The sequence below is a fragment of the Paenibacillus elgii NBRC 100335 genome, from assembly GCF_004000865.1.
In the GTDB taxonomy this organism is placed as follows: domain Bacteria; phylum Bacillota; class Bacilli; order Paenibacillales; family NBRC-103111; genus Paenibacillus_G; species Paenibacillus_G elgii.
Window position 1 is genome coordinate 61,497 of record NZ_BIMB01000022.1, and the last position, 20,300, is coordinate 81,796.

A 20,300-nucleotide genomic window follows, 5' to 3' on the forward strand; every position below is an offset into this window, starting at 1 on the left:
GGCCGAGACGATGGTTAAACAGCCGAAACCGTGGGTCAAGTACGTCATTTACGCGCTGCTGTTCCTGTACGCTGCGGTAACGATGGTACCGTTCCTGTGGGCACTCTCCTCCTCGTTCAAGACGCTGGAAGAGATTGTCGCCGGAGGCATCAACTTTATTCCTAAGAACTTTACGCTGCAAAACTACTACGATATTTTCGTCCGCGAGCCGTTGTTCCTCCGTTGGATGTCCAACAGCGCCTTTATCGCGGTCGTGGCAACGATCTGCAACATTTTGTTCAACTCGATGGCCGGGTATGCGCTTGCGCGCATCGATTTTATCGGCAACAAAGTGATGTTCCTCATCATTCTGGGCGTGCAGATGATTCCGGGCCAGCTCACGATCGTGCCCGCGTACTTGATCATGAAAGAGCTCGGATGGCTGAATTCGTACGCCGCGCTGACGGTGCCGATGATGGCGAACGCGACGTTCACGTTCATGATGCGCCAGTTCTTCATCAACTTCCCGAAGGAGCTGGAGGAAGCGTCGCAGCTCGACGGGCTGACCCGCTTCGGCATCTTCTTCCGCATCGCGCTGCCGCTGGCCGTTCCGGCACTCGCCGCGCAGATGATCTTCGTGTTCATGGGCGCCTGGAACGAGTTCCTAAAGCCGCTCATGTTCGTTTCCGACAAGTCGATGTTTACGCTGACGCTCGGCCTGAACACCTTCAAAGGCCAGTACATCAGCTACTGGAACTACATCATGGCCGCGTCGATGGTGTTCACGCTGCCGGCGCTGCTCATTTACGCCTTTTTCAACCGCTTCTTCATCAAAGGCATTACGTTTACGGGCGGCAAGTAAGATCGCACAAAAACATAAGCCGACAATTGAGCGGTCTCCAACTGGGACGATTCGGTTCCTGGGGAGACCGCTGTTTTTTTGTTCCCGCCGACCTCTCCCCCAATCCTCTCATAACGCAAGAAAATAATTCCTGATCATTGATTTATATAACATTTCATTGATTAGGCAAGTAGCCGCACGCATCGTATCCCTTTTAAGATAAAGACAGATCGACAATATACAGGAAAGGGTGGTCCTTTTGAAACAAACCGCGACAGCGGTCCCTGAGGATCGTCCGGCGGTGAAGCCGGGGAAGACGAAGGTCGCGGCCTGGCTCCAGCAATGGGATTTGCAGCTTATGGTGCTGCCCGCGCTCGTCTTGATTTTGATTTTCAGCTATTTCCCGATGTACGGCGTGATCATCGCATTTCAGGATTACTCGGTGTTTAAAGGATTCGCAGCCAGCCCGTGGGTAGGCTTCAAGCATTTCGTCGATTTCTTCCAAGCGCCCGAGCTCGGGGTCGTGATGCGAAACACCATCGTCATCAGCTTCCTGAAGCTGGCCATCGGCTTTCCGGCTCCAATCATTCTCGCGATTCTGCTGAACGAAGTGAAAAATATGTTCTTCAAGCGCATCGTGCAGACGGTCAGCTACTTGCCGTATTTCCTGTCTTGGGTTATCGTCGCCAACTTCGTGATCTCCCTGCTTTCGACCGATAATGGAAGCGTAAACATTTTTCTCCAAAAGATCGGGGTCATCGACGAACCGATTCCTTATTTGTCGGTTACGGAATATTTCTGGACCATTCTCGTCACGACGAACGTATGGAAAGAGATTGGCTTTGCCTCTATCGTATACTTGGCTGCAATCGCTTCCATCGACCCTCATCTGTACGAATCCGCCGCCATCGACGGGGCGAGCCGTTTTCGCATGACTTATTTGATAACGTTTCCATGCATTTTGCCGGTCGTGATGATTTTCTCCATTCTGGCGATCGGCAACTTGCTGAACGCGGGCTTCGAGGACTTGCTGCTACTGGGCGTCAACCCGGCGCTGCGCGACGTATCGGAGGTTCTGGACACGTACGTGTACCGGATGGGGATTACGTTAAACCGCTATTCATTCGCGACAGCCGTAGGCTTGTTTAAGGCCATCGTCAGCGTCGGTCTGCTGACTCTTGCGAACTATCTCGCGAGACGAACCGGCAACAGCTTGTGGTAAGGAGGGTGTATTGATGAAGTTGGCATTGGAAGACCGCGTCTTTAGCATCGTTATCCATTTTGCGCTGCTCTTTCTGGCCTTCGTAACGTTTTATCCGTTCTGGAATTCCGCGGTCATCTCGTTCAACCTCGGTTCGGATACGAGTCTCGGCGGCATCACGTTCTGGCCCAGAGCTTTCACGCTGGAAAATTACCAAGTTGTGTTAAAGGACGTTAAAATATTGAAAGGCTTCGGCGTTTCCATCGCCCGTACGCTCGTCGGCACCTTTCTGACGATCGCGGCGACGTCCATCTTCGCTTACGGCATGTCCCGCAAGGAGCTGATCGGCCGGGGCTATTACATGACCTTCTGCATTATCACGCTTTATTTTGGCGGCGGTTTGATTCCGACCTACCTGCTGATTCGCGGTCTCGGCCTGTTCGATTCGTTCTGGGTATTCGTCATTCCGTCGATCATCAGCGTCTGGAGCATGATCATCTTCCGCACGTTTTTCCGGGGAATCCCGGCTGGTCTCGAAGATGCGGCGCGGATTGACGGCTGCGGCTACTGGGGCACGTTCCTTCGCGTCGTGCTGCCGCTATCCGGTCCGGTCGTCGCCACGCTCTCGCTGTTCACGGCCATCGCCCACTGGAACGACTGGTTCGTCGCTTCCATCTATATCAACAATCAAGACCTGCTGCCGGTGCAGGCGCTGCTGAAGCAGACGCTCGATTCCAATATCGCTTCCGAGCTAACCCAGGACTCGGCGGCCCAAAGCTTCCTCGCCAAGCGGCAATCGTACACGACCAAGTCGTTGACGATGGCTACCATGATGGTCACGACGGTTCCGATCATCCTCGTCTATCCGTTCTTGCAGCGGTTTTTCGTCAAGGGCGTACTGGTCGGTTCCCTGAAAGAATAGTCCGGGCTTCAAAGCGTACCGCTTTAAGCATAGCTTGAAATGACAATGGGAAAGGGGCTATACAGACAATGAACAATTGGGTCAAAAAAGGGATGGGTCCGCTGGCAGCCGTCATGGCGCTGGGGACGGTGATCTCCGGATGCTCCGGCGGAGGCAGCGCTCCCGCCGACAAAGCGGCGGCGCCAAACGGAACGCAGACGCCGGCCGCCTCGTCATCGGAACCGTGGAAAATCGGCAGCGAGCCGATCAGCTTCACGCTCTTCGGCAACTACGGCTGGTACACAATGCCGCCTTGGGGCAAAGACATATTCTCCAAGCAAGTACAAGAGCAGTACAAAATCAACATTACCGCCATTAACGCCGGGGGCAACGCGGAAGCCAAGCTGAGCACGATGATCGTGAGCAAGGACTTGCCCGACGTCATCTGGGGCGACCGCGACAAGTTCGAGCGGCTGCGCGAGAACGGCGTCCTCGTGCCGCTTGACCCGTATCTGGACAAATACCCGAACCTGAAAAAATGGGCAGGCGACGAAATCCTGAACATGCTGCGCTCCAAGGACGGCAAGCTGTACATGTTCCCGAACTGGTACACGAACAAGCCGACAGGCAATGCCGGCTACGTCGTCAACAAGAAAATTTACGAAGAGCTCGGCAAACCGAAGCTGGAAACGACCGACGACCTGTACAACTATCTGAAGCTCGTCAAAGAAAAATATCCGAACATCATTCCGTTCGAACCCGGTCAGGCCAAAGAAGGCAAAGGCGTCGATCTGCTGTTCTCCGCCTTCGCCGAGAACAATCCGGCGAGCTACGCGGGAACGCTGCGCGCCGTGCCGAAGGACGGCAAATTTACGTCGATCTTCGCCGATCCGGTGTACAAGGAAGCGATGATCTTCGTCAACAAGCTGCACCGCGAGAAGCTGATGACGCAGGATGCGCTGACGCAAACGGTCGATCAGGTACGCGAAAAGCTCAACACCGGCCGTGTCGCCGTATATGCGGATATTACGGCTACCGACTATGCTTCCAAAGCGGACGCCGAGCTTTCCAAGTCCGATCCGAATGCCGGCTACTTCATGATCTGGCCGATCCACAAGCCGGGGCTGGACAAGAACAAAATTATGGTGGCCCACTACGACCGTCTGGGCTGGAACGCCGCCGCGATCACGGCGACGGCCAAGGACCCCGAGAAAATTTTTGCGGTGCTGGACTGGATGACAAGCCCGGACGGCATGCGTCAAATCGTATGGGGCCCGGAAGGCATGTATTGGAAAGGTCTGGATAGCGAAGGCTTGCCGAACTTGACGGACAAATTTTTCAGCGAGCCTGCGGAGCGCACGAAAAACATGAACGCGACGAACGACCTGCAATTCGTCGGCAACTCGACGTACAACGACAAAATCAAAGTGAAGGCCGAGCTCTCCTTGCCGGAAGAGAAGCGTTCTTGGGAAACGAAATACCAGGACGCCATTACCTGGAAGACGCATATGGACCTGACGGCGCTTCGCGGGATCGAGCCGCCGCAGGACAGCCCGGAAGGGATCATTCGCGAGCGCTGGATCGAGCTGTATAAGAAAGTCCGCGCCCAAGCGATTCTCGCCAAAAGCGAGCAAGAAGTCATTGAAATCATCGACAAAGGCGAGAAAGACGCGCAAACGCTCGGCATCGAGAAGCTTAACGAGTATTTGACCAAACGCTGGAAGGAAAACGAAAAGAAAATGAAGAAGAAATAGTCCATGCGGACAAGGCAGGGTGCGCTCTCGGCGCACCTGCTTTCCATTTCAATCGAAGATCCAAGGCAGAGGAGGACCGACATGTACAAAGTGCTGATCGCAGACGATGAGACGCTGGATCTGGAAGGAATGAAGACGTTTATTCCTTGGGAGTCGCTTGGGATGGAGATTGTAGGCGCCGTGACGAACGGGTTCTCCGCTTGCGAGCTGATCGAGACCCAGAAGATCGATGTGCTGGTCACCGACGTCAATATGCCCAACATGTCCGGACTCGAGCTGGCGAAGCGCGTGAAGGAACGGTTCCACGACGTGCGGATCATTTTTGTCAGCGGTTACAGAGATTTTCAATATGTGAAGGAAGCCCTGACCTTGCAAGCTTACAGCTACGTGCTGAAACCGATGAACGAGGACGAGCTCATTCAATCGCTTGAGCGTATCCGGCGGGATCTGGACGACGCCCGCAAGCGCGAGCAAGCGGAGCATGAGGTCCGGCAGATGCTGTCGGGCGGCGCAAAACCCGCCCCCTCTCCAGCTGTGGCCGCAGACGGGATGGGCAAAAACGGGAAGCTGATTCAAGAAATCATCGGCATGATGCGCAGCGGACTGGATCAGCCGCTCACGCTGAAGGAAGTGGCGGATCAATTCTCGTTTTCGCCGAATTACCTCGGGCAAATTTTCAAGGAAGCGACGGGCCAGACGTTCCATGAATATCTGGTCGCGCTGCGTATGGAAAAAGCCGGGGAGCTGCTGCGCGATCCGAAGCTGCGCATTTATGAGGTGGCTTATCGGGTCGGCTACCGCTATATCCCTTATTTCAGCAAGCAATTCAAAGAAACGTACCGGATGACTCCGCTGGAATTCCGCAATGGCCAATAGCCGATTCCGGTCCGTACTCCGCCGATCCCGTCGTAACACCGCTGCCGCTTCGGGGCCGGAAGCGCGGTACATACCCTTTGGGTACAAGCTGATGCTGTCCTATATGCTGCTTACCTTGGTTCACGTCATCTTGTTCGGGTATTTGGCCAATTGGATCTTCGTGGATTCGGTCCGCAAGCAGACGAGCGAGAACGTTCAGGCGGCGCTGCGCCAAATGAAGGACAATATCGAATACCGGATGAAGGATACGGTTCGTCTGTCGGATATGATCTATTACGACGAGACGGTCGCTTCCCGGCTGCGAAGATTGAACGAAGGCTACTACGGTTACGAATCGGTCACGCAATATTTGGAGCCCAAGTTCGATAGCGTCATCAAGGCGACGAACCACCGCATCTGGCTCGCCGTTTATTTGCGGAACGAAACATTGCCTGAAATCTACTCGTTTTATAACGATTCGGACCCGCTGACCTATGCCGGCAAAAGCTATAACATGCTGTATTTGAAGCGGATCGCCGACAACTCGTGGTATAAGGATTTTCCCCCGGAGCGTTACGGGGTCACCATGCAGTGGCAGCAGATTGACCGGGACGCCGAGTTCGGCAATATTTCGCTCCTGCGGCGGCTTGTGGATACGGCTTCCTTCGGACGCCAATTGGATTTCGGGTTCATGCGGCTAACCGTCAAGCTGACGGAGATGTTCGAAACCGTCTCTCCGGATTTCGGGGAAGGCACGTCGGTTCGGATTGAGGACGGGAAAGGACAGATTTTGTTCGAGCGGGGCGCTTGGACGGTGGGACGAATTGCCCAGGTCGGGGAAAGCAACTACTTGACGATTACCGAGCCGTTCCAAGATTTGGACTGGAAGCTTGTAGCCAGCATCCCGAAGGAATGGGTCGAGAAGGATGCGAAGAAAGTGAAGGTGCTGACCGCGGTCATCGGCTCGGCCAGCTTCCTGCTTTTTCTGGGCGTAGGCGGCTTCCTGTCGCGCTATTTCTCCAAGCGGGTGTCGCGCATTGTGAGGGTGCTTGATTCGTTCCGTCACGGCAGCTTCCATAAGCGGATACGCTTCAAGGGAAAGGATGAGTTCTCGACGATCTCGCAATCCATCAACGCGATGGCGGAGCATATCGACGGGCTGATTCAACAGGTGTACGTAGCCGGCATCAAGAAGAAAGAAGCCGAGCTGGAATCGCTGCAGGCCCAGATCAATCCGCATTTTCTGTACAATACGCTGTCCTCGATCAGCTTGCTGGCCAAGTTCGGGCAAGTCGAGCAATTGCACCGGATGGTCAGCAATCTGGCGCTGTTCTACCGGCTTTCGCTCAACGAAGGGCGCACCATTATTCCGGTAGCCAACGAGCTGGAGCAAGCGAAAGCCTATCTCGATATTCAAAAGGTGAAGTATACCGACCGGCTGGACGTTCTGTTCGAGATCGAGCCGGAGCTGCTGCGCTACGAGATGGTCAAGCTGATTTTGCAGCCGTTCCTGGAAAATGTGCTGAAGCATGCCTGGACGGGCGACCGGGTGCATATCCGGGTAGCCGGGCGCCGGATCGGCGGTGATATCGAGTTCCGCATCATCGATGACGGCGTCGGGATGACGCCGGACACGCTGCGGCGCATCTCGCAGTTCGACGACGGCGAGGAAGTCGGGTACGGCATCCGCAACGTCCATCAACGGATCGAGCTGCATTACGGCAAGCCGTACGGCGTGAGCATGTACAGCAAACTGGGCATCGGAACGTCGGTGACGATCCGGCTGCCGTGCGTGCCGCGGACGGCGCCCTACGTATCCAGCCGGGCGGAACTGGGTGCCGGACGGCGCCCGGAGGAGGCGTGAGGGTGTTGAAACGAGCTTCCCGTAGGGGGAAGCTTATTTCAATTGCTTGAGCAATTGGCTGACCCAGCCCTGCGATATGCCGACCAGGTTACCCCATTCGGCTTGCGAAGCGGACGGATACTGCTCCATCACCGCAGCCAGACGGAGCATCGTATCCTTGTTTCGTCTTCGTTTCGTTCCGGTTACCGATTCGTTATTCCAGTCCGACTCCTTTAAACAGGCCTTGCAGATAAAATGTCCGCGAAAAAAAACAAGCTGTTCGGTGGAGGAACAAAAAAGACATTCCTCCGCGCGGTATTTTCGGATCAGCACCTGCCTTTTTTCGTCATCGGCAAAAAATTCAATCGCATCGCCAAATTCTATATTCAACGTTCGTTGCAGTTCAATCGGCAGATTAATGCGTCCCAGATGATCCAAATGTCGGACAATGCCCGTTTTTTTCATGATTCCCGAACTCCCATAACCTAGAATAAGCTTAGTAGTGCGAATCCTCGTCAGAGAAAAGGATAAAAATGCCACCGTCAGCTTTCGGAGTTCCATTCCGTTATAGAAGTGATGGACCGCCTTCTCTCTGGACGCGAAAGACACGCTTTCTACTACATATAACGATCTATCCCGAGCAAATTTGACGAAAAATTTTACAATAATAAGAAACTTATTACATATCATGTTCGTTCAAACAATTGTATATAAGAGAATGGTGTTGGAGGAATATACATGGAGCAATGGCTCACGTTCTTACGGAACAATTTCCATCACCTGGACAACTCATCTCAAGAATTGATCTATCATTCTTTTCGGGAACTGATCTATCACGACATATACTTTTTGTTCAGGGACCATGCCTTAGCCGAAGATGTTGTACAAGAATCATTCTTAAAAGTGGTAGCGAAGGCGCCAAAACTTGAAAACACTGTAAATATGAAAGCTTGGCTCAAAAAAGTGGCCCGGAATACCGCTTACGATTGTTTTAAAAAAAACAAAAAATACCGGCATGTATCCGACCTGCAGCTCGTTAAAGACAGTGAACACTTTTCTCCAACCGAAGAACGTACAGTGGCCGATCAGGTGGAAGAAAAAATCCGTGACGAACTGCTTCACGAAGCCCTGAATCAATTGAATTTCAAATACAGGCAAGTATTGCTTTTATTCTACATCGAAGAAAAATCATACCGGGAGATCGCGCAGGAATTGCAGATATCGGAACAAGCCCTCGCTCAAATCCTGACAAGGGCCCGCAAGAAATTGTTTTATTATTTCTCGAGAAAATGGGTTGATCAAAATGAATCATTTAGACCATGATGATCACAAGCTGAAGGAATTGTTACAACGAAACCATGCCCAAGTCGAAATCCCCGATGGCGCGGCGTCTTGGCAGCAAGTACAGCACAGGCTAACAAAGATCGGCCGCCGTAAAATGCTCGTCCGGCGCGTCAAGCTGACGGCTGCGATTATCGCCTGCTCCTTGGTCATTAACTTTTTTATGAATGACAACTTTCCTACATCCTATGCGAACATTGCCTCGCTGCTTAAAAAGGTTCAGGGCAATATCATTGAAATTTTTTACGAAGCGCCGCCGGCTCAGGACTCTACACACGCTAAAACAACAGCGCCGCCGGAAGAAAAGCTGCCGGCTTCGAATCACCCTGTCAGCAGCTTCGCTCCAGAGAAGACTAGTTTGGAAGAAGCAAAAAACAAGTTGGCCTTCCCTCTCTCGACTCCATCCTATGTACCTGAACAATTCAGGTTAGATGCCGTATTCATAACGAAGGAACCGGATGGAACGTATCATGATGTCTACTTGGAATACCTCGATGAGCATGGAGAGCTGTTAAAGATCAGTCAACGAAAAATCGAAGGAAAAACGGGGGCAATTAAAACCGATATTCATAGCGATTCCGGCGAATTTATTGACGTTTTTGTGGGAGAACATCCGGCGGTTTTATTCGCGGATCGGAATGGCAGCATAACGAGCTTGGAATGGCTGACGAAAGACCGCATTAAAATCTATATCTCCGGACCGATTGCCAAAGAGGAGATTTTAAAGGTTGGAGCATCGTTACAGTGAGTAGCGAACAAGGGGGAAGCATCCCCCTGGAGCTTATTGAAAAAATGGTGAATTGAGGTAATAGAGGTGTACGAGGGGGTGGGGTATCTACTTCCGGTCACTCTTGTCTGCAGGAAATTTTAATTGAAGCCGCTTAGCGGCGGGTATTTCCCGCAGACAAAGGCGAGCGCTATCGCTCCTCCAGTAGATACCCCACCTCCGTATGTATCTCTATTTTGTAAAAGCCCACTTTCTCAACACTCCGAAGGGGGAAGATCCCCCTGTTCGCTTTTTTTAATCTGGAATGAGCAGGGTTGAGGAATAACGAATACCTTCTTCCTTTGTGTTGCCGTAAGTAATCCAATGGGACGATTTCACCCGGTAATAATAGCCGCTCGAAACGGACAAATTGTCGACGGTCGTATTCATACGCGATGCCTTGTCCAGCTCCGCTCTCTCCCCTGTGTACACGTCCATCCATTCGCTTCCCGTCCAACGCTGTAAAACCAACTGGATGCCGACCGTATCCACTCTACGGGTCGCAATGCTTTCCCCCCATAGACTTGCCTTCCCATTCCCGTTGTAACTTATGTAGGCAGAACCGTTTTCGAGGTAATTATAATTGGGATCAAACGGGGTAAATGAAGTGACAACTTCCGGCGGTGGCGGCGTTTGAGCGGCCATAGCTTGTCCGGGAATTGCCAGAGCAATCGCAAGCGCGGCCATGATTACAGTTTTTGCGGCGGATGGTCTCAACACGGATTCCCCCTAAAAATTCGATTCATTATCCTTAACGCCTTATCTATAAAAAATCTAACGTTTTATTTTCATCGCCCCATCCCAGGCAACCCGAAACGCATGATAACGTTCAAAATGCCCGCTCCCGGCCGAACCGGGGGCGAGCTTCTGTATTGCTTTATCTTGGAAATTTACCAAGTTAAGGTTTTGCGACGATCGGCACTTCCCACTTCACATCGCGGTGCTGCTTTTGCACAGCCTTATACGTGACCGTCAATTCCTTCGGTTCCTTCTCCAGCTGCGGGATCACCAGCACGCCCTGTTGGCTGACCGTGCCGTCAGCGTTGCGGGTTGACGTTTTTTGCAGCGAAGCATCATACTCCTTGCCGGTCTCGTCCTTGACCTGCCACATATCCAGCGCAACGACGTCCTTGGCCAGCTCCGCTTGAAGCTCGATTACCCCGCCTGTACCGCTAACGGTCTGATTGCCGATTTTGATTTCCGCGGGGTCCGTCTTCATGACAAAGCTGCTGAAGGTAAGCCGGGTTCCTTGGTCCTCCGCCTGAACCGGCTTTTGCTGCAATTGGGCAGGCTTCAGCTTCGCACTAAAATCGGACAGCTCATTGGTGTAGATAGAGTGCAGTCTGAACGTAAGCTTCCGGTCGCCGTTCATCGGCACAAACGTATGCCACAATTGCATGACCTCGTCCGTCCCCGTGCCCGAAATCCCGTTTACAATCGTATTTTTTTCAATGCTCAAGTCTCTGTCGCGCAGCAAGCCGTCGTCTTGCGCCGCCACAACCTTTCCTTGCTCGTCTACAAGCTCGTACGCAATTTTGTATTCCTGAATGGCACGACTGAGCTGGAATGCCTGGAATCCGCCCGGGCCCGGATTCATCCCCTCGGACAGACCGTTCTGCTTCATAATTTGCTTCTGCCGCTCGCGGACTTCGGGAGTGAGCTGGGTCTCCAGGGACAGCAGCATAGCGCTAGGCGCAAAATCGACCTTCTTGAAGTCGATCTTCAACCCTTGCGGTGACGTATACTGCTGGTTGACCGCTACCGTTTTCGTCGCCCGCTTCGCTTCGGCCATATCGATCGGAACCGTCAGCTTCCAGGTTCCTTCTTTGCCGTCGAGCTTCGCCCAGTGCACCTCGGCGGTCAGTTCGTCCGGCAGCTCTCTTCCGGTGGCGGTCAGTCCGGTCAATTCTTGGCGAATCATGATATACTCGCCTTCTTTCCTCATCGTCCATCCCCATCCCACTTCTTCAGGCTTGATGAGAGGCGTTCCGTTTTTGTCCTTAAGGACGAATTCTTGCAATCTGTTTTTCCGTTCTCCCGGCTTTAACAAATCGAAATCAATTTTGTTGCCGTTCTGGTCTATCGCTTCGCACATGACCGCAATACGCAGCGTATCCGCCAATACCTCCTTGATCCTAAGCGTGACGCCCTGATCCGTGACGTTGAGATCCAATTGCTTCGCGAAGCCTTGCTTGACAGCCTCCTTGATCCCTTGATCCACATCTTTGCTGCTGCTGAAAATGCTTTTCACATAATCTGCGAACGTCGGCGATACGAAGGTACCTAGCGATATGGCTACGGCCAATCCGGCCACAACAATGGTTACTTTTTTCAAAATGTCCACACTCCTCTTTTTCCAATCGATACGTTTGGGTGCGGAGTCCGGCGTTTCGGCCGCTTGCGGCTGCTCGCCCGGCACGTAAGGGTCCAAGCGGTCCAATATGGCCTGGGTAAATCCATCCTCAGGCTGCACCTCTTCGAGCGCCGGATCAAAGTCGTCCAGCGAAACCAACAGCCGTTCCATTTCGTTCCGGCAATCGGCGCAGCTCTCCAAATGGCGTTCCCACTGCCTAGCTTCAAACGGAGAAAGGTCTTGGTTCAGTTCCGCGGCCAGCCGATTAGCTCTGACGCACTTCATAGATGAACTCCCCCTCTACTCCGGAATTGGACATGCTCTCCCGCAGCTTCTGCCTGGCGCGGTACAGACGCATCTGCACCGTGCTTATGGGAACCGAAAGCCGTTCCGCGATTTCCTGATAGCTTAAATGCTGAACATATCTCATCACAAACACCGCGCGCTGGCTCTGATCGAGCTCCATAATCCGCTGCTCCAACGCCTCTCTCCGTTCCTTTTCCAGATAGGCGGTTTCCGGAGTTTCTCCCTGCATGAACTCGGCGTCGAAGCCGGTGATGTCGGGTCTGCGCTTGCGCTTGCGCAGCTCATCAATACAGCGGTTGGCCGCGATCCGGTACAGCCACGCGGAAAAGCTGTGCCCCGGCGTATACTCGTTCAAATGATTATACGCCTTAATGAACACCTCTTGAGCAATGTCCTGCGTATCCGGCGAATGACCCAGCATGCGCCGAAGCAGGGCAAACACCCTTCCCTTGTATTTATCGATAATTTGAGCGAACGCCTGCTTGTCTCCATTCAGAATCCGCTCAACGATTTCGATGTCATTGTCCATCCTTGCCCTCCCTGTCCCAAAAGGTTCGCTGCGCAGCATCTGCCTTTTGCGGCAGTTACATTAGGTATGACGCTGCGGAACTGGAAATCTTTCTCTAACTAGAAAAATAATTTTTTCGCCGGCATCCGGTTCCTGTCACAAAGCGCCCGCCTTGTTCGCCATAACAAGTAACAACGAATTCAAAGGAGGAAATTGCCATGGATCGAAAAGCGTTCGACGCTGCCGTGATCGGCGGGGGGCTAGCGGGATGGATCGCTGCCATCGAGCTGGCGCGGGCGGGCAAATCGGTCATCCTTCTGGAAAAATCGAACCGGATGGGCGGACGGGCGAGAACGGCCGACAAGAACGGCGTGCTGTTGAATCTCGGAGGCCACGCGCTGTACCGCGGCGGGGAGCTGCATGCCCTGCTTCAGGAATGGGGCGTGCCGATTGAGGGAGGCCCTCCCTCTTCCAACATATCCGCCATTTGGAGCAACCGGGTCTTCCCCATGCCTGCGAGCCCGGTCAAGCTGCTCGCCTCCCGCCTGCTCTCATGGTCCGGCAAAGGCGAGTTAGTGCGGCTTCTGCTGAAGCTTGGGCGGACCGAACCGGACACGCCGGAGAACGCCAGCCTCCGGGATTGGGCCGAGAAGGAAGTCCGTGATCCGATGGTGCGGCATATTTTTTACGCCTTATGCCGAACGACCACCTATACCCAAGACCCTGACAGGCAATTGGCCGGACCGGTGCTCAGGCAGGTGCGACGCTCGCTGAAAGACGGCGTGCTGTATTTGAATGGGGGCTGGCAGACGATCGTCGACCGCTTGGAAAAGATGGGTGCGGCCGCCGGTGTTCGCGCGATGTGCGGCAAAGCGGTGCGCGCCATCGAGCAAACGAACGGAGCCGTGAGCCGGGTCGTCTGTGCGGACGGCGAAGCGTTCGAGCTTGCATATGTGATCAGCACGCTGCCGCCGGCGGACACCTGCCGGTTGATCAGCAACGCGGAGCATACCTCGCTGTACCATTGGACGAAGGAAGCCCGGCCTTCGATGGCCGCTTGTCTGGACCTCGGGCTGAAGCGGCTCCCCGTCCCCGGCAGGGATATCGCTATTGGGCTGGATCAGCCTGCGTTCTTCAGCAATCATTCGGCAGGCGCTAAACTAAGCAAGCATGATACAATAGTCGTACATTTGGTCAAATATAACGGCCCCGGCGAGAGCGATCCCAAGGCGGACGAACGCCTGCTGGAGCAGACGATGAGTCTCCTCCACCCGGGCTGGGAGCAGGAAGTTGTGGTGCGGCAGTATTTGCCCAATATGCCGGTCGTCCACGACTATATGCACCTGGGGCGCACGAACCGTTTCCCGGGTCCGGCCGTACCGGATATTCGAGGGCTTTACGTAGCCGGGGACTGGGCAAGTCACAAGGAGATGCTGGCGGACGCCGCGGCGGCAAGCGCCAGAAGGGCCGCACAGCAGGTTCTTGCGGAGCTGCACCGGCCGGGTGCCGAACCGGTTTATGCGGCAGGAACGCCCGAGGGCCAGAGGCCGCACGACATTTCGAAGGGAGGCGCTTGACATGGAACCTGCCGAATCGGCCGGGGAGCTGTACATTTCCTACAAGCCCCTGTTATTTTCCCTTGCCTACCGCATGCTGGGAAGCGTAATGGATGCGGAGGACATCGTGCAGGAGGCATTTCTGTATGTGAACGAAACGAAGCTGGATCACGTGCAAAATATGAAGTCCTACCTGTGCAAGCTGGTGACGCACCGCTGCATCGACCGGCTTCGTTCGGCCAGCAAGCAGCGCGAGGTTTACGTCGGTCCTTGGCTGCCGGAGCCGCTAATCGCGGACAGAGATCCGGACGGCGAGCCGTCTCGTTCCTATTTGCACAAGGAATCGCTTTCCACCGCTTATCTGCTGTTGCTGCAGCAGCTCTCATGGACGGAGCGGGCGGTGTTTCTGCTGCGCGAGGTGCTGCAGTACGAATACGACGAAATCGCCGATATCGTCGGCAAAAGCAGCACGAACTGCCGGCAAATCTTCCACCGCGCGAAGCGGGCCGTCAGCGGCTTGCCCGATCCCAGAGACGAACAACCATCCGCTGCGCCGCCGGCCCGCGGAGGACCGCATCCTTCGCAAGAGCAGACGGGCGACCTGATCGAACGGTTCGTCCAAGCGTTGACCACGGGTAATGTCGGGAAATTGCTGGATATTTTGTCCGCGGATGCGATGCTGTACTCCGACGGAGGCGGCAAAGTCACTGCAGCCGTTCGTCCCGTACAGAGCGCGGAACGCATCTCGCGTTTCTTCGAAGGGCTCATGGCCAAGCTGCCCGAGGCATTTTCCTATCGCTTGGCGGACGTTAACGGCCAGCCGGGCATTGTTTGTTATTCCGGCAAGCAGCCGGTGAATGTCATTTCGTTCCATATCCGGGAGGACCGGGTCCATGGCATTTATATCGTCGTGAATCCGGACAAATTAAAGCACGTTCTATAGCCCGTCCGTTGAAGGAACCAGCAGGAGGATCGACTCTTCCGCCGGTTTTTTTGCCGTCTGATGCATGGATGATACGTTAACCCGAATATGATATAATCAGTTAACAATATGCTGCATCGCGATGCAGGAATGGAGAGAAGTCCTATGAACAGCATCCGGCTTCGTGGCCATCATCTGCTTTGCCTGCTCGGGTACCGGGGAATGGGGTACTCCGAATCGTTTTGCGACAATATGACGTCCGTGTACGAAACGCTACGGAAGCATCCGGACACCCGAATCGAGCTGGTCGAAGGCCCCGACGACATCTGCAGCGCGTTTCCCAAGGACCAGCCCCCGCATTGCGATGGACATAGCGTATACGACCGGGACGCCCGCGTGCTGGACAAGCTCGAACTGCACATCGGAGCCTCGATGACGTGGGCGGACATTTGCGCCGCCGTCTCCGCGACGATGCGTCCGGACGACATCGGCCTGCTGTGCGCGAACTGTCCATGGGAGCGTTACGGCGTCTGCAAGGACGGGGTCCGTCTGATCCGCAGCGGAGCGCCGCTGCCCCCGGTCGCCAGCCGTAACAGACGGGCGAAGCCGAAAAAATCGGTTTAGGCAAACTGGCCCTTTAACATCCGGTCCATCCCGAGGTATGATAAAGAGACGTACTTCTACACGCAAGGATGGTTGGAGCAGAAATGAAAGTCGGTTTGGTTCGGCATTATAAAGTAAAAAAGGATTATCCGTCGCAATTTCTAATCTCGGCCAGAAAGCTCGATCAATGGTTCGCCGAGTATGATGAATCCGACATCGAGCTCGGTCGGACCGACCTGGGCGGCATCGAATGGAATCGCTGTTATGCCAGCGATATGTCCAGAGCGGTCCGCACGGCCGAGCACATTTATGAAGGCGAGATTACGCAATGGAAAATGCTGCGTGAGGTTCCGCCTCCGTCGTTCCGGACGAAGGTACGGCTGCCGCTCATGGTATGGGCGATTCTGATCAAAACCTCGTGGTTTACGGCCCCCCGGTCGATGCCGGAAAGCATGGCCGATATCCGAAAACGGGCCGATGCCGTCCTGGACGAGATTTTCCGGCAGGACGACGGGAACGTGCTTATCGTCAGCCATGCCGCCTTGATGATGACGATGAGAAAAGCTTTGCTTGCACGCGGCTTCCGGGGACCGAAGTTCGGCACGCCGGAGAACGGCAAGCTGTATTTGTTCGAAAATTAAAGCGAAAGGTGAGTGCCATGGCGAAGAAAAACAAGCCGGCGGCTCCTCCGAGCGCCGCTTCCCAAGACAAACCCGCTACGCTGAAGGATCTGCTGAATCCGGACGTCGTGAGCAAGCTGAAAGCGCAGGCGGATCAGATGAAGGCCGAAGCCGAGGTTCAGCGTGAGGAAGCCCGAAAGCAGGCGGAGGCGGCCCGCAAGGCCGAGCAGAAGCGGCTGGACAACAACTTCGAATATTTGCTGAACAACAGCGGCATGGACTGGAAGAAGTATAAGTAAGCGCGGAAAGAAAAATAAAACCTCCAATATCACGGTCAGGCGTGATTTTGGAGGTTTTGTTTTGTCTCCTTCATCAGGTATATGGGTTACTTGCCGAGCTCCAGCTTACGAAGCTCGTTATCCCCATCGAAAGCGGACGGATAGTACAGATCGGCGCCTGCAAAATACAGCGAGGTAGCGCGCACGTTGCCCAGAGCGGTGTGTCCGGTGCCGTCGATGCGCATTTTCTCGATCGATGCCGAGCCCATGATTCCGAAGGAGCCGCGGATAAAGTAAATCCAGCCGTCGCGGTATTGAAATCCGTTCAACGGTTGATCCGATGGGTACAGTGAGATGTTCACCGTGCCGTCCGCGCTCATCTTGTAAATGCCCTTCTTCGCCGAGCTGACGGTCGAATAATAAACCCAGCCGTCGATCACCGCTACGGCATTCACTTCGTCCTGCAGCTTCTTCTTGCCGGTGCCGTCGGTTTTGATCTGGAATAAGCTGTTCGGCGCATGCTCCTTGTCCGGCATCATGAAATACATCAGGTCCCCGTCAAGGTAAAAACGGCCCCCGACCTCGCCCGAGACGATAACCGTATCTTCCGACCCGTCGGTCTTCATCTTGTGAATACCGTTGATCATCAAGCCGTTGCCGGCAACGTAATAAATCCAGCCATCCCGGACCCAAACGGAGTAAGCTCCTGCCGAACTGATCTGCGTCCGCTGCGAGCCGTCGGTTTTCATTTTGAAAATGCCCAGGTTTTTATCGGCTGCCTTATCGCGGACCGTATAATAAATCCAGTCATCCACGACGTTGACGGATAGCGCATTGTCTTCCGACAACGTCTGCTTCCCGCTGCCGTCCAGCTTCATCTTGACAAGACTGTTCGGCCCATAGTATTTGTTCGCCGGGTTCATATAGATCCAATCGCCCTGCACGGCTAATTGCCCACCGTTTGCGATGTTCAGCGCAGCGGTTCGCTGGGCATCGGCGCCCGGTGCTTTTTCGCAGGCTTGCACGCCGAAGCCGTTCGTCGCGTCCCAACTCGTCGTCCAACCGAACGCATCATGGGTATAGCTCCAGATCATCGGAAAATAAACGATGTTCCGGAAAAGCAGAAGCGGGTACTGCTCCTCCGCATTGGAGATCGACTTGCCGTTCACACTGACCGGAAAGGGTACGAGCGTCGCCTTCATTCCTTTATCGCTGTTCTCCTGAGAAGTCAGGTCCTGACGGACGACAGGCTCGCAGGATTCTTGCTTCCCGATCGCAAGTCCGTTCACCGGGTCCCAGGCGGTAGTCATGCCAAGCGCCCGGGTATAGTTCCACGTCATCGGAAAATACGTAATATCGCGGTACAGCAGCAGCGGATACAGGCTGTGCTTGTTATCGACGACCGACCCGTTTACGGTGACGGGAAAGCCCGGGGCCTTCACGGTCGGGGCGGCTGAAGCTTCCGCGGCGTAAGATGACGGCTGGCCTGCCATAAACAGCAGCCCGGAAGCCAACAGCGAAAAACCTATTTTTCTAATCATGGTGACTCCTTTTGATGTCAAAGGTTTTGTTATCTGCTTAGACGCAGAGATGACCGTCTTTGTTTCGCGATTAAAAGGTTACAGCCGCAAAACGAAAAAGCGGCCTCGCACCAAGCTTCATTCCTTCGTGGGAGACCGCCTCGCATTTGCGGGCGCTGCTATTTATTGAATTTTTGCAACCGTTTGTAAAAGGTGCTCCGAGGAACGCCCAGCATTTGGGCCGCTGCGGTGACGTTACCCTTGGTCCGCTGCAGCGCTTCGGTCATTTGCTCCATCTGGATTTGCTCGCGCAGCGTCAGCGCCATCGGCGGGGACGAAGTCGCGGCCGGCAGAGCCGGCTGCGGACGGAAGCCGTCGAACCGACTTAACGCTTCACACGGATCGGCAGCCGCTCCCTGCGTCATAATATGCAGCCGCTCCAGGACGTTCATCAGTTCCCGGATATTGCCCGGCCATTCGTACTGCATCAACTGGTCGAAAAAGCGCTGCGGAAGCGATATCGCCCAAGCCTTTCGGCTGCAATAAAAGCGGACGAGGTGCGGAATATCTTCCCTTCTTTCGCGCAGCGGCGGCGCCTTGACCGGATAAACGTGCAGCCGGTAGTACAGGTCCTCGCGGAACTTTCCTTCCTGTACCAGTTGGCGCAGATCGCGGTGGGTCGCCGTAATGATCCGAAAATCGAGCGGGACTTCCTGCGTTCCCCCGACAGGCGTCACTTTTCGTTCCTGCAGCACTCGCAGCAGCGCCGCCTGCATGGAAAGCGGAATTTCCCCGATCTCATCGAGAAAAATCGTTCCGCCGTTCGCCTGTTCGAACTTCCCTTTATACCCGTTCCGCCGGGCCCCGGTAAACGCACCTTCCGCATAGCCGAACAGCTCGCTTTCCATCAGCTCCTTGGGGATCGCGCCGCAGTTGACGGTCAAAAATGGCCCCTTCCGGCGGGAGCTGCTCTCGTGGATCGCTTGGGCGATCAGTTCCTTGCCCGTCCCAGTCTCCCCCAGAATACAGACGCTGGCGTCTGTAGGCGCGACCCGCTTCATGTCATCGAGCGTTTGCCGGAATGCCGCGCTCGTGCCAATCTCCCCTTGAAACGCAAAGGACTCCGAATCCTCTGAGGCCAGAACCGGCCGGGGGAAAAACACAGGCTTGGAGGCGGCGGACCGTGTTTCCTGCAAATAGACGCAGGTACCGATCAGCCCCCCGTGCGAATCCGACAGGACCGGAACGGTCATCCGGGCTTCCAGCCCGAATCCGGCCAGTTCGTCAGCCTTTAAGCCTGCCCAGGCCGGAATGCGCCGCCGGATCGCCCTGCTGGCGCAGACGAGCGCCTGCTTGCTGCTGCAAACGACCACAGGCTGATCGGTTTCCAACCGGTCGGCGGTTTGACGGACGAGCTCCATCTCGTCTTTGTGCAGCCTTATGCTGAGATCGCGCTCGATCGCATACGCAACCGAAGTGACCATGCCGAGCATGTAAGGATGGGCGCGGTCCACTGGACAAGAAACGTCCAGCACGCCGATGATTTGACCGTCGTCGCCGCGGATCGGGGCCGCCGAGCAGCTCCAGCGGTGGGAAGCGATCGAATAATGCTCCGACCCTGTCACCATCAGGGGCTCTCCGGCCAACAGGGCGGTGCCGATGGCATTCGTACCGACCTCGCCCTCCGTCCAGCGGACGCCTTCGACAAAGTTGATTTTCCCCGCTTCTTGACGGACATGAAGATTCCCCGTCATCGACAGTACGTAGCCTTCCGGATCAATGAGAAGCGCGATCATACCTAGGTCGTCGATGAAGCCGTTCATGCGCTCCAGATGCGGGTGCGCCATATCTCGAAGGAGGACGTTCTTTTTTTTCTGGGAATGAAACCGGTCATTGGTTAAAACAAGGCGGCCTTTATCCAGATGAGGATTGACACGCGCATCCCGGGAACGGTACCAGGATTCCACGATTCGTTTGTTCAGCCGGGACGCATCCAGAACGCCTTCGTTGACGAAACGCTCCCATATGTTTAAACTCAATGCGGTTTCAAGCATAAGACCCTCTCCCCTGAATGTATATTTTCGATATAATTCAAAGTCCGCTTAGGGCTGTGCGAGCGTGAAACGTGTCACATTAATTATAAACGATTAAGA

General features: G+C 54.7%; 19 protein-coding genes. 13 read left to right on the forward strand and 6 right to left on the reverse strand.

Annotated elements, in window-relative coordinates; all coding sequences use genetic code 11:
- Positions 1-10: 10 nt before the first annotated feature.
- From PEL01S_RS17760 to PEL01S_RS17785, 6 genes are all read left to right on the forward strand, one after another.
- Positions 11-841, forward strand: coding sequence for a carbohydrate ABC transporter permease (locus PEL01S_RS17760; RefSeq protein ID WP_063177547.1), 831 nt, complete (start codon positions 11-13; stop codon positions 839-841).
- A gap of 337 nt (positions 842-1,178) precedes the next feature.
- Positions 1,179-2,042 carry an ABC transporter permease gene (locus PEL01S_RS17765; protein WP_231884565.1) on the forward strand — a complete coding sequence of 288 codons (864 nt, stop codon included), beginning with the start codon at positions 1,179-1,181 and terminating at the stop codon, positions 2,040-2,042.
- Between the two features lie 13 nt (positions 2,043-2,055).
- On the forward strand, positions 2,056-2,943 hold the full coding sequence (locus PEL01S_RS17770; protein WP_371860713.1) for a carbohydrate ABC transporter permease: 888 nt from the start codon (positions 2,056-2,058) through the stop codon (positions 2,941-2,943).
- A gap of 68 nt (positions 2,944-3,011) precedes the next feature.
- Complete coding sequence (locus PEL01S_RS17775; RefSeq protein ID WP_127461248.1) at positions 3,012-4,676, forward strand: extracellular solute-binding protein; 1,665 nt, start codon at positions 3,012-3,014, stop codon at positions 4,674-4,676.
- Between the two features lie 81 nt (positions 4,677-4,757).
- Positions 4,758-5,552 carry a response regulator transcription factor gene (locus tag PEL01S_RS17780; RefSeq protein WP_127461249.1) on the forward strand — a complete coding sequence of 265 codons (795 nt, stop codon included), beginning with the start codon at positions 4,758-4,760 and terminating at the stop codon, positions 5,550-5,552.
- Complete coding sequence (locus PEL01S_RS17785) at positions 5,542-7,395, forward strand: sensor histidine kinase (RefSeq protein WP_127461250.1); 1,854 nt, start codon at positions 5,542-5,544, stop codon at positions 7,393-7,395. Before PEL01S_RS17780 ends, PEL01S_RS17785 begins: the two co-directional genes overlap by 11 nt.
- 33 nt (positions 7,396-7,428) lie before the next feature.
- Here the strand turns inward: PEL01S_RS17785 and PEL01S_RS17790 are convergent, their stop codons facing one another.
- A complete protein-coding gene (locus PEL01S_RS17790) occupies positions 7,429-7,839 on the reverse strand; it encodes an AbrB/MazE/SpoVT family DNA-binding domain-containing protein (RefSeq protein ID WP_108532654.1) in 411 nt (136 codons plus the stop codon).
- 273 nt (positions 7,840-8,112) lie between these two features.
- Here PEL01S_RS17790 and PEL01S_RS17795 point away from each other — a divergent pair, with 273 nt between their 5' ends.
- Both PEL01S_RS17795 and PEL01S_RS17800 read left to right on the forward strand, forming a co-directional pair.
- Positions 8,113-8,697: an RNA polymerase sigma factor gene (locus PEL01S_RS17795; protein ID WP_127461251.1), complete on the forward strand. Its 585-nt coding sequence runs from the start codon at positions 8,113-8,115 to the stop codon at positions 8,695-8,697.
- Positions 8,678-9,463 carry a DUF4367 domain-containing protein gene (locus PEL01S_RS17800; protein WP_127461252.1) on the forward strand — a complete coding sequence of 262 codons (786 nt, stop codon included), beginning with the start codon at positions 8,678-8,680 and terminating at the stop codon, positions 9,461-9,463. The genes PEL01S_RS17795 and PEL01S_RS17800 overlap by 20 nt, the downstream gene beginning before the upstream one ends.
- Positions 9,464-9,736: 273 nt before the next feature.
- Here the strand turns inward: PEL01S_RS17800 and PEL01S_RS17805 are convergent, their stop codons facing one another.
- The 3 genes from PEL01S_RS17805 to PEL01S_RS17815 form a co-directional block, all read right to left on the reverse strand.
- The gene (locus tag PEL01S_RS17805) at positions 9,737-10,198 is read right to left on the reverse strand and encodes a hypothetical protein (RefSeq protein WP_239551176.1); all 462 of its coding nucleotides are present in this window, start codon (positions 10,196-10,198) and stop codon (positions 9,737-9,739) included.
- A 181-nt stretch (positions 10,199-10,379) separates the two neighbouring features.
- Positions 10,380-12,119 (reverse strand): DUF4179 domain-containing protein, encoded by a 1,740-nt coding sequence (locus PEL01S_RS17810; RefSeq protein ID WP_127461253.1) that lies wholly within the window; start codon positions 12,117-12,119, stop codon positions 10,380-10,382.
- Positions 12,100-12,669, reverse strand: a complete 570-nt coding sequence (locus PEL01S_RS17815) for an RNA polymerase sigma factor (protein ID WP_063177557.1) — start codon at positions 12,667-12,669, stop codon at positions 12,100-12,102. The genes PEL01S_RS17810 and PEL01S_RS17815 overlap by 20 nt, the downstream gene beginning before the upstream one ends.
- A 197-nt stretch (positions 12,670-12,866) precedes the next feature.
- Here PEL01S_RS17815 and PEL01S_RS17820 point away from each other — a divergent pair, with 197 nt between their 5' ends.
- The 5 genes from PEL01S_RS17820 to PEL01S_RS17840 all read left to right on the forward strand — a co-directional run bounded on the left by PEL01S_RS17820 (position 12,867) and on the right by PEL01S_RS17840 (position 16,648).
- Complete coding sequence (locus PEL01S_RS17820; protein ID WP_127461254.1) at positions 12,867-14,225, forward strand: phytoene desaturase family protein; 1,359 nt, start codon at positions 12,867-12,869, stop codon at positions 14,223-14,225.
- 1 nt (position 14,226) lies between these two features.
- Positions 14,227-15,147 carry an RNA polymerase sigma-70 factor gene (locus PEL01S_RS17825; protein ID WP_127461255.1) on the forward strand — a complete coding sequence of 307 codons (921 nt, stop codon included), beginning with the start codon at positions 14,227-14,229 and terminating at the stop codon, positions 15,145-15,147.
- Between the two features lie 144 nt (positions 15,148-15,291).
- The gene (locus tag PEL01S_RS17830; RefSeq protein WP_063177560.1) at positions 15,292-15,750 is read left to right on the forward strand and encodes a DUF1284 domain-containing protein; all 459 of its coding nucleotides are present in this window, start codon (positions 15,292-15,294) and stop codon (positions 15,748-15,750) included.
- Between the two features lie 83 nt (positions 15,751-15,833).
- Positions 15,834-16,370 carry a histidine phosphatase family protein gene (locus tag PEL01S_RS17835; protein ID WP_239551178.1) on the forward strand — a complete coding sequence of 179 codons (537 nt, stop codon included), beginning with the start codon at positions 15,834-15,836 and terminating at the stop codon, positions 16,368-16,370.
- Between the two features lie 17 nt (positions 16,371-16,387).
- Positions 16,388-16,648, forward strand: coding sequence for a YqkE family protein (locus PEL01S_RS17840; protein ID WP_010495955.1), 261 nt, complete (start codon positions 16,388-16,390; stop codon positions 16,646-16,648).
- A gap of 86 nt (positions 16,649-16,734) precedes the next feature.
- Here the strand turns inward: PEL01S_RS17840 and PEL01S_RS17845 are convergent, their stop codons facing one another.
- Together PEL01S_RS17845 and PEL01S_RS17850 are read right to left on the reverse strand one after the other, a co-directional pair.
- Complete coding sequence (locus PEL01S_RS17845) at positions 16,735-18,168, reverse strand: DUF5050 domain-containing protein (RefSeq protein ID WP_127461257.1); 1,434 nt, start codon at positions 18,166-18,168, stop codon at positions 16,735-16,737.
- A gap of 158 nt (positions 18,169-18,326) precedes the next feature.
- Positions 18,327-20,201, reverse strand: coding sequence for a sigma-54-dependent Fis family transcriptional regulator (locus PEL01S_RS17850; RefSeq protein WP_127461258.1), 1,875 nt, complete (start codon positions 20,199-20,201; stop codon positions 18,327-18,329).
- Positions 20,202-20,300 lie beyond the last annotated feature (99 nt).